Raw genomic sequence first — 12246 nt, 5'->3', positions numbered from 1 at the left:
TTCAATTTAAAAGTTTGATGCTCAATGAATTAAACTTCGTAATGAATTACGTGTTCACTCTTGAGACTTGGTATTCATTTTTCGTCCGAGGACGTCAAGAATCCGTATCTTCGAGTGCCCACACAGATTGTCTGATAAATTGTTAAAGAGCAGTGCAACGCGGCTTTCGCTCACCGTTGCGAGGTGGCGTATATTACGCTTTCCTCTTTCAGAGTCAACCCTGAATTTCAGGATTTTTCTCTTCAACCGACCGGCTGTTTGTGTGAAGTGATTCACATCCGCCGTGTCGATGGAGGCGCATTATAGGGAGTTCTCTGCTGACCGCAATAGAAAAATTGCAGAAAAATGACTGTTTGCTGCATTCCCCAGCAAAACCCCTGGTTATACCCATTTACGCACAGACTTATCCACAAAATTCGCGTTCATTTCCTGGATCTTCTCACTCTGCAAACGATCTTTCAGGGATAAAAGCGGGGCCAGAATTTAAAAAGAAAAATTCGCGAGCGTTGCGCAAACGTTTTCGTTACAATGTCGCCGCAAAATGAGAATACCCCATAAGGGGCGTTAGCTGAGTTTTTCACGAAAAATTCAGCTAACGCTCTCTGTAATCGTCAAATCCAGGGGATTTACCATGCAACAACGTCGTCCAGTCCGCCGCGCTCTGCTCAGTGTTTCTGACAAGGCCGGTATCATCGAATTCGCCCAGGCACTTTCCGCACGCGGTGTGGAGCTGCTGTCTACGGGGGGCACAGCCCGCCTGTTAGCAGAAAAAGGCCTGCCGGTGACCGAAGTTTCCGATTACACCGGTTTCCCGGAAATGATGGATGGACGCGTAAAGACCCTGCATCCAAAAGTCCACGGCGGCATCCTCGGTCGCCGCGGCCAGGACGATGCCATTATGGAACAGCACCACATCGCCCCTATCGATATGGTTGTCGTTAACCTGTATCCGTTCGCCGAGACTGTGGCACGCGTTGGCTGCTCGCTGGAAGATGCGGTAGAGAACATTGATATCGGCGGCCCGACCATGGTGCGCTCCGCCGCGAAGAACCATAAAGACGTCGCTATCGTGGTGAAGAGCAGCGACTACGACGCCATTATTAAAGAGATGGATGCTAACGAAGGTTCTCTGACCCTCGACACCCGTTTCGATCTCGCGATTAAAGCCTTCGAACACACCGCCGCCTACGACAGCATGATCGCTAACTACTTCGGCAGCATGGTTCCGGCCTACCACGGTGAAAGCAAAGAAGCCGCCGGTCGCTTCCCGCGTACGCTAAACCTGAACTTCATTAAGAAGCAGGATATGCGCTACGGCGAGAACAGCCACCAGCAGGCAGCCTTCTATATAGAAGAGAACGTCAAAGAAGCGTCCGTTGCCACCGCACAGCAGGTTCAAGGCAAAGCGCTCTCCTATAACAACATCGCCGATACCGATGCGGCGCTGGAGTGTGTGAAAGAGTTCAGCGAGCCAGCCTGCGTTATCGTCAAGCACGCTAACCCATGCGGCGTCGCGGTAAGCACCTCTATTCTTGACGCTTACGATCGTGCTTATAAAACAGACCCAACCTCCGCGTTTGGCGGCATCATCGCCTTTAACCGCGAGCTGGATGCTGAAACCGCGCAGGCCATCATCTCCCGCCAGTTCGTGGAAGTGATCATCGCCCCATCTGCAACCGAAGAAGCGCTGAAGATCACTGCCGCTAAACAGAACGTTCGCGTCCTGACCTGTGGCCAGTGGGCACAGCGCGTACCGGGCCTCGACTTTAAACGCGTTAACGGCGGCCTGCTGGTTCAGGACAGGGATCTGGGTATGGTGAGCGAAGCTGAACTGCGCGTGGTCTCTAAACGCCAGCCGACTGAGCAGGAACTGCGCGATGCGCTGTTCTGCTGGAAAGTGGCAAAGTTCGTGAAATCCAACGCCATTGTGTATGCCAAAGAGAACATGACCATCGGCATAGGCGCAGGCCAGATGAGCCGCGTGTACTCCGCCAAAATCGCCGGGATTAAAGCGGCTGACGAAGGTCTGGAAGTGAAAGGCTCCGCGATGGCCTCTGACGCCTTCTTCCCATTCCGTGACGGTATTGATGCCGCTGCCGCCGTTGGCGTGAGCTGCGTTATCCAGCCTGGCGGTTCTATCCGTGATGATGAAGTCATTGCCGCTGCCGATGAACACGGCATTGCGATGATCTTCACCGACATGCGCCACTTCCGCCATTAATTCAGGGAGCAGACGATGAAAGTTTTAGTCATTGGTAATGGCGGGCGCGAACACGCGCTGGCCTGGAAAGCCGCACAGTCGCCGCTGGTTGATACCGTTTTTGTCGCACCGGGTAACGCCGGTACCGCGCTGGAGCCTGCGTTGCAGAACGTGGCTATCGGCGTCACCGATATTCCAGCGCTGCTGAGCTTTGCCCAGAACGAGAAGATTGATCTGACCATCGTCGGCCCGGAAGCGCCGCTGGTGATTGGCGTGGTCGATGCGTTCCGCGCGGCGGGCCTGAAGATCTTCGGCCCAACCGAAGGCGCCGCGCAACTGGAAGGCTCCAAAGCCTTCACCAAAGATTTCCTCGCTCGTCACCAGATTCCGACGGCGGAATACCAGAATTTCACCGAGATTGAGCCTGCCCTGGCTTATCTGCGTGAGAAAGGCGCGCCGATCGTCATCAAGGCCGATGGTCTGGCCGCCGGTAAAGGCGTTATCGTGGCGATGACGCTGGAAGAAGCCGAAGCCGCCGTTCATGACATGCTGGCAGGCAACGCCTTTGGCGACGCGGGCCACCGTATCGTGATTGAGGAGTTCCTCGACGGCGAAGAAGCGAGCTTTATCGTGATGGTCGACGGCGAGCACGTGCTGCCGATGGCCACCAGCCAGGATCACAAACGCGTAGGCAACGGCGATACCGGCCCGAACACCGGCGGCATGGGGGCTTACTCTCCGGCTCCAGTGGTGACCGATGAAGTCCACCAGCGCACCATGGAACGGATCATCTGGCCAACCGTGAAAGGCATGGCGGCAGAAGGGAATACCTATACCGGCTTCCTGTACGCGGGTCTGATGATCGACAAGCAGGGCAACCCAAAAGTGATCGAGTTCAACTGCCGCTTCGGCGATCCGGAAACCCAGCCGATCATGCTGCGCATGAAGTCGGATCTGGTGGATCTTTGCCTGGCCGCCTGCGACGGCAAGCTGGATGAGAAAACCTCCGAGTGGGACGAGCGCGCTTCATTAGGCGTGGTGATCGCCGCGGGCGGTTATCCGGGCAACTACAACACTGGCGATGAGATCCACGGCCTGCCGCTGGAAGAAGTGGCTGACGGTAAGGTTTTCCACGCGGGCACCAAACTCGCCGATGACGACCGTGTGCTGACCAGCGGCGGTCGCGTACTGTGCGCCACCGCGCTGGGCCACACCGTGGCTGAGGCGCAGAAACGCGCTTACGCCTTGATGACCGACATCCGCTGGGACGGCAGCTTCAGCCGTAACGACATCGGCTGGCGCGCCATTGAGCGTGAGCAAAACTAACGGCTGAGTTTAGCCAGCAGCGTTTTGCGCGTAATGCCCAATTGGCGGGCGGCTTCCGTTTTGTTGCCGCCCGTTTTTTCCAGCGCAGCCAGAATCACCTCTTTTTCGACGTCCACCAGCGGTTGGATCTCACCACTGTATTCCGTTTTTATCGGCGTCGCGGCAATAGCGAGAGGCAATTCGCGTTCAGAAATGTATTCTCCCGTCAGCAACACCACCGCCCGCTCGATAGCGTTTTCCAGCTCACGGATATTGCCCGGCCAGTCGTAGTGGATCAGCAGATCCATCGCCTGCGGCGTAAACCCCTTCACCGCTTTTCGGTTACGTTCGGCAAAACGCCGCAGAAAATGGTCTGCCAGTAGCGGAATATCTTCCCGACGCTGGCGCAAAGAAGGCATTTCAATCGCCACCACATTCAGGCGGTAATAGAGATCCTGGCGAAAACGACCAGCACTCACCTCTTCCGCCAGATCGCGGTGGGTAGCGGCAATTAACCGAACATCCACAGATATCGTCTGGTTACTTCCCACGCGTTGCACTTCGCGCTCCTGAATCGCCCGCAGCAAACGTACCTGCATTAACGGCGAGATATCGCCGATTTCATCAAGAAACAATGTCCCGCCGTCAGCTTCGACAAAGCGTCCCTCCCGACGTTTATCCGCACCGGTAAACGCGCCTTTTTCGTGTCCGAACAGCTCAGACTCCAGCAGCGATTCATTAAGCGCCGCGCAGTTGAGCGTGACCAGCGGTTTATCGCTCCGGGCGCTACAGGCGTGTAGCGCCCGCGCCACCAGCTCTTTACCCGTGCCGGAGTCTCCGTGAATCAATACCGTGGCGTCTGATGGTGCGACCATCGCGATTTCATTCAGTAAATGTTGCATCGCCGGGCTGCTGCCAATCATGCCAAACTGCGCAGCCGACGCCGATGGCAATTCAGCGCCCGTTTCCCGCGTATGCGCCAACGCCTTTTCCAGCGTCTCCTGCAGACGGTCAAAATCCAGCGGTTTAATTAAATAGTCAAGCGCGCCGGCTTTCAACGCCTCTACCGCCGTTTCCACGCTGGAAAATGCCGTCATAATCAAAATCGGAATGGCGGGATTGAGCGCTTTAATCTCCTTCAGCGTGGCGATACCGTCCATCTCCGCCATACGCACATCGCACAGTACCAGATCAAAGACTTTCTCACGCACCTGAGCCAACGCATCATGCCCACTGTAGGCCAGAGCGACGTTATAGCCCCAGCCCCGAAGCAGCGCCTGTAAAATCGTGCAGTGGCTTACATCATCATCCACAACCAGAATATCGATTTTTCCGCGTATCACCCTTGTTAATCCTGTTGTCTCGCTATCACTGGCAACCAGATAGTAAAGACCGCGCCTTTACCCTCAATACTTTTCACCTTAATCGCACCGCCATGCTGTTCGATGATATTTTGCACCACCGCCAGCCCCAGGCCTGTCCCGTCAGCTTTGGTCGTAAAATAAGGTGTAAAAATCGCCTCCAGCTGATCCGGGGCGATCCCTTTCCCGCTATCGGTAACAGTGATGATAACGCGGTCGGTCCCACTTTCTTTTGCCTCTACGGTAATCGTTCCCTGGCGGCCAATCGCATGAATAGCGTTCAGGTACAAATTCAATAGCACCTGAGTCAGCCTGTCCGGGTCAGCCTGAATACGCTTAAGCGTCTCATTCGCCGTGAATTTCAACTGAATCTCTCTGCTTTGGGCATCCTGACTGACCAGATTCAGGGAGTGAGTAATAATATCATTGAGGTTAACCGCCTGGAGCGTCAGATGCGCGGGCTTTACCAGTTCGAGCAATTCGCTTACCACCCGGTTCAAACGGTCGGCCTCTTTGGCCATCACCTGCGCCAGTTCATGCGACTCGCCGCCGGCAGGCGTGCGCTCGGCAAAGTATTTCGCCAGCCCTTTGATGGACGAGAGCGGGTTACGAATTTCGTGCGCGACGCCCGCCGCCAGATGCCCCATCGCCACCAGCTTTTCTTTACGCTTCATTGCATCAAGCAGTTCTCTGTGTGAGCGCTGATAACGCTGATGCCAAAAAAACGCCAGTAACGTTGCCAACAGCACCGTCGCTAACGCAGACAAAACAATCAGCGTATTACGCCACTCCCTTGCCTGTGTCGCGGCCAGCTCGCTGGCGTCAAAGGCAATAAAAATAGTTTGTTTCGCTGGTTCGTTGTCATTGGCGCTACGCGCCATGCCGTGCCCCCTCATACCGTGACCTCTCATACCGAAAAGCGGCTGGAACTGACGGTAAATTTCCAGCGCAGGCACCGTCTCGCCGTTAGCAGCAACGTCGACACGCCGCCAACGCTCCTGCGGCCCGGGGTTTAGTTGATGCATTTCAGATAGGGAATAGAGCGATTTGCCCACCATGCCAGGGTTGCTATGAGTGATGATTACCCCCTGCGCATCCGTTACAGCGAACCACAACACGCCTGGCTGACCCGCCATCTCTTCCAGCAATGTCTGCTGCTGCGCGTGATGCATCCGCATTCCCATACCTACTCGCGTGCCGGACTCCAGAGCGCGAATGAGTACATTTCCCTTTTCCAGCAGCGTCTGCCTGGCGGCAGCGCTCTCACGGCCATAGTCGCGAATGACCATAATGGAAAATAGCCCCACCAGAATGAAGATCGCCGCAGGTAACAGCCGACTCAACCACGTTGCAGCGGCATCTTTATGTAATCGTATAAAACTCACAGGCTTCCCCGGCTCGTTTTTATTTTCCTTACTTAAGCAGAGATCATGCCATTCTTCGCTCCGCATAACCGCGCGTTGTCGCACACCCTTTCGGATACGGATGGGTAAAAATGACTCGCCAGGCGGGTCATGCGAGTCATTTTTACTCGCTTTTTGCCGCCTGAAGCGGGTTAACTCGCTGCCCGACAAGGAATAGTTATCTGGCACGGAAGATGCAAGAGAGAGGATAAGATGAGCAACAGGAGAACGCAAAATGAAACGGAACAATAAATCAGCTATCGCGCTAATCGCCCTCTCTCTTTTGGCCCTGAGCTCCGGCGCCGCCTTCGCTGGGCATCACTGGGGCAACAATGACGGTATGTGGCAACAGGGAGGTAGCCCGTTAACTACGGAACAGCAGGCGACGGCGCAGAAGATTTATGATGATTACTATACGCAGACCAGCGCGCTGCGCCAGCAACTGATATCCAAACGTTATGAATACAACGCGCTACTGACCGCCAGTTCGCCGGATACTGCGAAAATTAACGCGGTTGCCAAAGAGATGGAGTCATTAGGCCAGAAGTTAGATGAGCAACGCGTGAAACGGGATGTCGCGATGGCGCAGGCTGGCATACCACGCGGCGCAGGAATGGGCTATGGCGGTTGCGGCGGCTATGGCGGCGGTTATCATCGCGGCGGCGGTCATATGGGTATGGGAAACTGGTAAAGCATGTTTGCCGAATGGCGGCTTCGCCATTCGGTATTCCATCAAAAGGTTTTCGCTTGCGGCTGCCAGTGACAGAAATCTGAATTCGCCACCAGCAAAAGTTGCGATCCTTCCGGCGCCTCCAGCCATGCTACGCTCACCTCTACCGATGAGTGGTTCTGGCGGCGCTCAATGTGGCTTATTGCCCAGGAATCCAGATCCGGTTTCAGCGTTTCACCTTCACAGGTGGTTACCGTATGGTCGGCGTGCCAGCGTCCCTGGCGTAGTATGACCCGCCCCAGGCGCAAGGCGTCGCTGGTCTGACGGATTTGTTCGGCGCGATAGCGATACAAGGCAATCTGATCGTTGGAAAGCTGCTGCTTCTGCCCCCCAACTTCACGCTGCATAAAACTGAGTTCGCCATGAGCGTCGAAACGCGCGCGAATATGTTCTGGCGGTTTGCTGTAAATATTGAGTTCAATAAGCGAAAGCGTATCACCCTGCCAACGATATTCGCTGGTCGTCGTGCTGCCGCTATGCCACGGGCTAAAAACAGAAAGCAGATGGACTTCATCGTTCGTATCTTTACGCCAGATACGCACCGCGCCGTGATCGCCGGCAAAGCCGCTGGCAGTAAACGGAGGCGGTGAAGCGTTATGACTGCAGGCAGTCAGCAACAGCGCGCCAGAAAACAGAAACGCGCGACGCCAGACGGACAAAAGGGGCTGATAAGCCCCTTCGATAAAACTGTTCACAGTTACGCGTCTTACTTAACTGCGTCTTTCAGAGCTTTACCAGAAACAAACGCCGGTACGTTAGCGGCGGCGATTTTGATTTCTTTACCGGTCTGTGGGTTACGGCCAGTGCGCTCAGCACGGTGGTTCACTTTGAAGGTACCGAAACCAACCAGTTGTACAGCATCGCCTTCTTTCAGAGACTCAGTAATAGCAGCCAGAGTGGATTCCAGAGCAGCTTTAGCCTGGGTTTTGGACAGTTCTGCTTTGTCTGCAATTACATCAATCAGTTGAGTCTTGTTCATAAGTTATCCTTACAATGTGTTTATCGCTTGCTAAGCATCGAGTGCGACGGAAATGCCAGAAAAGCACTCTCCTGCATACACGCACCGATAGCCACTTTTTTTCGCCTCCCAAATGTAGACCAGACGGGGGGCATAAGGGAAGCCTTATGGCACGACAAATCAGACGTTAAATCACGTTTTCTGGTGTCATTGCTGAAAATTTATACCGATATTGCTCTCACCAGCCTCGCGCAGGTCTGCCCTGAGCCCTTTTATCAGTTCAATATCGCGTTCTTCGCAGTCGGCTAAAAGTCGGAATATTTCCCACTGAATATCCCATTCCTGTTCAACGGCAGGGTTCGTTTTGAGCTCCTCATCGGTCATTTCCCGACCAGCCTGAGTCATTTCCAACATCGCCACCGTAGTAATGGAAGTCTTACTAACCTCAATAGCGTGTTCCAGCGTTTCGCCGCTAAGACGAGAATGCATTAATTCGCTTAATGCGACGCAGGCATCAATCGCCGGGTAAACGCCGTACAGATCATAGTCGTCAGCTGCCGGAATTGCCTCTTCAAACTTCTCCAGTTGGCTATCGAAATTGACCTTTGCATCTTTCACCGTCAGGGTTTCCCAGATCAGATCCAGAATGCGACGGTAGATCTGTCCGTCGCCGAATTCCGTCTGCTTGCAAAACATGGCGTAGTTCGGGTACATGCGCTCGCACAAGCAGGCCATAAAGGTAACGTGCTGCCAGCTTTCCAGCCGCTCCAGACGCAAATGAATCGGGTTTTGTAACATGATGGAATCTCGAATCGGAAATTAGCGGCAGTTTACCTGAATCAGCGCTGAATTTCTTGCCAACGAACAAACGCCGGACGTCCGGAAGCGACGGCATCCGCCCAGCGCGTCGGCTCCGGCAGGCGATACCCTTTCATACAGCGCTGTACCCACGCCAGCGCGCTGTCAGTACTGACCCGGTGCCCTGTCGCGATAAACAGCGGATTACAGCGCGCCTTGCTGCGCCATACCCACGCCAGTTGCTCGCCTTTATCCATTAAGGGGCTAAGTGCGCCAGGTTCGGCGGAAAGTGGCTCAAATTTACCGCATAGCCGTTTTTTCGCTACGCCGATGGTCGGCACGTCCACCAACAGTCCAAAATGACTGGCGACGCCAAGCCGACGCGGATGCGAAATACCGTGACCGTCCACAAACAGCAAATCGGGCTTTTGCGAGAGCTGTTCCCACGCCGCCAGCAGAGCAGGATATTCACGAAAAGAGAGAAAGCCGGGGATATACGGCATGGTGGTGGCAATACGCGCCACCTTGTACTCGACCAGTTCAAGCGACGGATATTTCAGCAATACCATCGCCGCCCGCGTCACCTCGCCCCCCTGCTCAAAACCGACGTCCGCCCCGCCGATAAACGCTGGCGGATCTTTGTCCAGGCGATCTTCGCGGCAAACCGATGAAGCAAGTTCTATCTGTTGAGCGCGTAGCGACGCGAGATCCATACTAACTCCTTAGTTGTGATACTGCGCAGAAAGTCGGTGCACTGCCTCCACAAATGCGCCAGCATGTTCTGGCGGCACATCCTGATGGATGCCATGTCCAAGGTTAAAGACGTGCCCTTCTCCCTGACCGAAACCAGCAAGTATAGTCGCTACTTCGTCTTCGATCCGTGCCGGCGGCGCATACAGCATCGAGGGGTCCATATTGCCCTGCAGCGCCACTTTATGGCCAACGCGACGGCGCGCATCGGCGATATCTGTCGTCCAGTCGAGACCCAGCGCGTCGCAGCCGGTTTCCGCCATCGCCTCCAGCCACTGACCGCCACCTTTAGTGAACAGCGTTACCGGCACGCAGCGACCGTCGTTTTCACGCAGCAGGCCATCGACGATTTTATGCATGTAGTAGAGGGAGAACTGCTGGTAATCGCGGCCAGTCAGCACGCCGCCCCAGGTGTCGAAAATCATCACCGACTGCGCGCCCGCTTTGATTTGCGCGTTGAGGTACAGCGTGACGCTTTTCGACAACTTATCCAGCAGCAGATGCAACGCCTGCGGGTCAGCGTACATCATCTTTTTAATCACCGTGAAGGCTTTGCTACTGCCGCCTTCCACCATGTAAGTCGCCAGCGTCCACGGGCTGCCGGAGAAGCCGATCAGAGGAACCTCGCCTTTTAGTTCGCGGCGAATCGTGCGTACCGCATTCATCACGTAGCCCAGTTCATCCTCCGGATCGGGAATAGGCAGCTTATCGACATCGGCTTTGCAGGTGACAGGGGCCGTAAAGCGCGGGCCTTCCCCAGCTTCAAAATAGAGCCCCAGGCCCATCGCGTCCGGAATCGTCAGGATATCCGAGAAAAGGATCGCCGCATCAAGCGGATAACGGCGCAGCGGCTGTAAAGTGACCTCGCAGGCCAGTTCGGCATTTTTGCACAGCGACATAAAATCGCCCGCCTGAGCGCGAGTGGCTTTGTACTCCGGTAGATAACGGCCCGCCTGGCGCATCATCCACACTGGCGTAACATCAACGGGCTGGCGCAGCAGCGCACGTAGATAACGATCGTTTTTGAGTTCGGTCATTTTTACATTCCTTTAGCGTTGATGCGCCCAGTGTAACATGTCAATCATATTCAGCCCGACACATTGCCACCGTATCTTCGATCAAACGGCGCGCGACGGTGCCCGGCGGCGGCAGTAGCGGCAGATCGTCATAACGGTACCAATTTGCTTCCAACAGTTCTTTCGGGTCGATGACGATATCGCCGCTGTCGTACTCCGCCATAAAAGCGGTCATCAGCGACTGCGGGAAAGGCCACGGCTGGGAAGTCACATAGCGCAGATTTTTCACCTTAATGCCGCTCTCCTCCATCACTTCACGCGCGACCGCCTGTTCTAAGGTTTCGCCGACTTCAACAAACCCGGCTAGCACGGTATGCACGCCGTTGCGGTGGCGAACGTGCTGGGCCAGCAGGATGGAATCCTCACGGCGAATGGCAACAATAATGCAGGGGGCGATTTGCGGGTAGTAACGCTCGCGGCAATGGCTGCACAGCATCGCCCATTCGGTTTTACTCGGGTGCATAGGGTGCCCGCAATAGCCGCAAAATTTATGCGATCGGTAAAACTCCGCCAACTGTACGCCACGTCCCGCCAGTTGGAACAACCCGGCATCCTGATCGATAACCTGGCGAACCGATCCCATATCATGGCGTCGATGCTGTAACACCAGCCAGACGGGCTCGCCTTGCCATTCACCTATCCGGAGTGCGCGCTGCCCCACAAGATCGAAATTTGCCGCCAGCCCGTGTGGTAATTCCCCATACGGCAACCATAATTTTTGTTCATGGCTGACGATCCACCAGCCACTCTCTAATTTTTCAATTATACGATCCATAGCTCTTGCACTACCTTTGCTTCACTGGCATGTTGTTAACATTATTTTTACATTCATGGCGAGCAGCCTTTATCTAACTTGCGGAGACAATCATGCTAAACCAGCTGGAAAACCTGACGGAGCGCGTTGGCGGAAGCAACAAACTGGTCGATCGCTGGCTGGATGTACGTAAGCACCTGCTCGTGGCTTACTACAATCTGGTTGGCATTAAGCCTGGCAAAGAATCGTACATGCGGCTGAATGAAAAAGCGCTGGATGATTTTTGTCAGAGCCTGGTCGATTACCTTTCCGCCGGGCACTTCAGTATTTATGAACGTATTCTCCATAAATTGGAAGGAAACGGTCAGCTTTTACATGCGGCAAAAATCTGGCCGCTGCTGGAAGATAATACGCAGCGCATTATGGATTATTACGACACCAGCCTGGAAACTGCCATCGATCACGATAATTGTCTCGAATTTCAACAAGCTCTGTCAGATATCGGCGAAGCGCTGGAAGCCCGCTTTGTGCTGGAAGACAAGCTGATTATGCTGGTGTTTGACGCGATGCACGACGGCGCCAGAGTCAAACGTCCCGCTTGAGTTCTGCGCGAGTAACGGGTAGTTTACTTCAGCCCCCTCTTCGGAGGGGCGGTTATCTTGTCGGAGTGCTAATTTTCCACAAAAGCGTTCGTGATGCGTCAAGGCGGCAAGTCGGTGAATCTCCAGGAGCTTACATAAGTAAGTGACTGGAGTGAGCGGACAAAGCCAACGAAGAGGCAGCGCGAAGGATGAAGTGGAAAAGGCTGAGACCGTTAATTCGGGATCCGCGGAACCTGATCAGGTTAATACCTGCGAAGGGAACAAGAGTAATTCTGCTTTATGCTGCTGCCTTTACGGGCGGCGCACATC

The 12246-nt window shown here is 54.7% G+C and carries 12 protein-coding genes and 1 riboswitch; of the genes, 4 read left to right on the top strand and 8 right to left on the bottom strand.

All coding sequences use genetic code 11. The features are described 5' to 3' along the window. Positions 1–631: 631 nt before the first annotated feature. Positions 632–2221: a bifunctional phosphoribosylaminoimidazolecarboxamide formyltransferase/IMP cyclohydrolase gene (gene purH / locus ABVN44_RS23870; protein WP_023231854.1), complete on the top strand. Its 1590-nt coding sequence runs from the start codon at positions 632–634 to the stop codon at positions 2219–2221. Positions 2222–2236: 15 nt separating this feature from the next. Then, entirely contained in the window at positions 2237–3526 is a 1290-nt protein-coding gene (purD, locus tag ABVN44_RS23865; RefSeq protein WP_000866771.1) for a phosphoribosylamine--glycine ligase, read from the top strand. On the opposite strand, the gene zraR is transcribed toward purD, so the two are convergent. Together zraR and zraS are read right to left on the bottom strand one after the other, a co-directional pair. After that, complete coding sequence (gene zraR / locus ABVN44_RS23860) at positions 3523–4848, bottom strand: sigma-54-dependent response regulator transcription factor ZraR (RefSeq protein ID WP_000617928.1); 1326 nt, start codon at positions 4846–4848, stop codon at positions 3523–3525. The genes purD and zraR overlap by 4 nt on opposite strands. A 5-nt stretch (positions 4849–4853) precedes the next feature. After that, complete coding sequence (zraS, locus tag ABVN44_RS23855; protein ID WP_023231855.1) at positions 4854–6251, bottom strand: two-component system sensor histidine kinase ZraS; 1398 nt, start codon at positions 6249–6251, stop codon at positions 4854–4856. A gap of 253 nt (positions 6252–6504) precedes the next feature. Between zraS and zraP the strand changes: the two genes are divergently transcribed. Continuing rightward, positions 6505–6960 (top strand): zinc resistance sensor/chaperone ZraP, encoded by a 456-nt coding sequence (gene zraP / locus ABVN44_RS23850; protein ID WP_000828129.1) that lies wholly within the window; start codon positions 6505–6507, stop codon positions 6958–6960. A 41-nt stretch (positions 6961–7001) separates the two neighbouring features. On the opposite strand, the gene ABVN44_RS23845 is transcribed toward zraP, so the two are convergent. The 6 genes from ABVN44_RS23845 to nudC form a co-directional block, all read right to left on the bottom strand. After that, on the bottom strand, positions 7002–7694 hold the full coding sequence (locus ABVN44_RS23845) for a DUF1481 domain-containing protein (protein ID WP_001083940.1): 693 nt from the start codon (positions 7692–7694) through the stop codon (positions 7002–7004). Between the two features lie 11 nt (positions 7695–7705). Continuing rightward, a complete protein-coding gene (gene hupA / locus ABVN44_RS23840) occupies positions 7706–7978 on the bottom strand; it encodes a nucleoid-associated protein HU-alpha (RefSeq protein WP_001044509.1) in 273 nt (90 codons plus the stop codon). Positions 7979–8164: 186 nt separating this feature from the next. Continuing rightward, the gene (locus ABVN44_RS23835) at positions 8165–8755 is read right to left on the bottom strand and encodes a YjaG family protein (protein ID WP_000940092.1); all 591 of its coding nucleotides are present in this window, start codon (positions 8753–8755) and stop codon (positions 8165–8167) included. Between the two features lie 41 nt (positions 8756–8796). Then, positions 8797–9468, bottom strand: a complete 672-nt coding sequence (gene nfi, locus ABVN44_RS23830; RefSeq protein WP_000362359.1) for a deoxyribonuclease V — start codon at positions 9466–9468, stop codon at positions 8797–8799. A gap of 9 nt (positions 9469–9477) precedes the next feature. Then, positions 9478–10542, bottom strand: coding sequence for a uroporphyrinogen decarboxylase (hemE, locus tag ABVN44_RS23825; protein WP_023231856.1), 1065 nt, complete (start codon positions 10540–10542; stop codon positions 9478–9480). 40 nt (positions 10543–10582) lie between these two features. Beyond that, the gene (nudC, locus tag ABVN44_RS23820; RefSeq protein ID WP_000373956.1) at positions 10583–11356 is read right to left on the bottom strand and encodes an NAD(+) diphosphatase; all 774 of its coding nucleotides are present in this window, start codon (positions 11354–11356) and stop codon (positions 10583–10585) included. Positions 11357–11448: 92 nt separating this feature from the next. Here nudC and rsd point away from each other — a divergent pair, with 92 nt between their 5' ends. Then, the gene (gene rsd, locus ABVN44_RS23815) at positions 11449–11937 is read left to right on the top strand and encodes a sigma D regulator (protein WP_000934315.1); all 489 of its coding nucleotides are present in this window, start codon (positions 11449–11451) and stop codon (positions 11935–11937) included. A gap of 53 nt (positions 11938–11990) precedes the next feature. After that, positions 11991–12214, top strand: a riboswitch (TPP riboswitch). Positions 12215–12246: the final 32 nt, after the last annotated feature.

It is taken from the genome of Salmonella sp. SJTUF15570, assembly GCF_043357055.1.
Lineage (GTDB): Bacteria > Pseudomonadota > Gammaproteobacteria > Enterobacterales > Enterobacteriaceae > Salmonella > Salmonella enterica.
The sequence above is the reverse complement of the archived record's forward strand: the minus strand, read 5'-3'. Positions and strand labels throughout refer to the sequence as shown.

What these genes read in the sequence shown, in the direction of transcription:
- purH (WP_023231854.1), top strand. Translation starts at nt 632, where the DNA reads ATGCAACAACGTCGTCCAGTCCGCCGCGCTCTGCTCAGTGTTTCTGAC.
- purD (WP_000866771.1), top strand. Translation starts at nt 2,237, where the DNA reads ATGAAAGTTTTAGTCATTGGTAATGGCGGGCGCGAACACGCGCTGGCC.
- zraP (WP_000828129.1), top strand. Translation starts at nt 6,505, where the DNA reads ATGAAACGGAACAATAAATCAGCTATCGCGCTAATCGCCCTCTCTCTT.
- hupA (WP_001044509.1), bottom strand. Translation starts at nt 7,978, where the DNA reads ATGAACAAGACTCAACTGATTGATGTAATTGCAGACAAAGCAGAACTG.
- ABVN44_RS23835 (WP_000940092.1), bottom strand. Translation starts at nt 8,755, where the DNA reads ATGTTACAAAACCCGATTCATTTGCGTCTGGAGCGGCTGGAAAGCTGG.
- nfi (WP_000362359.1), bottom strand. Translation starts at nt 9,468, where the DNA reads ATGGATCTCGCGTCGCTACGCGCTCAACAGATAGAACTTGCTTCATCG.
- hemE (WP_023231856.1), bottom strand. Translation starts at nt 10,542, where the DNA reads ATGACCGAACTCAAAAACGATCGTTATCTACGTGCGCTGCTGCGCCAG.
- nudC (WP_000373956.1), bottom strand. Translation starts at nt 11,356, where the DNA reads ATGGATCGTATAATTGAAAAATTAGAGAGTGGCTGGTGGATCGTCAGC.
- rsd (WP_000934315.1), top strand. Translation starts at nt 11,449, where the DNA reads ATGCTAAACCAGCTGGAAAACCTGACGGAGCGCGTTGGCGGAAGCAAC.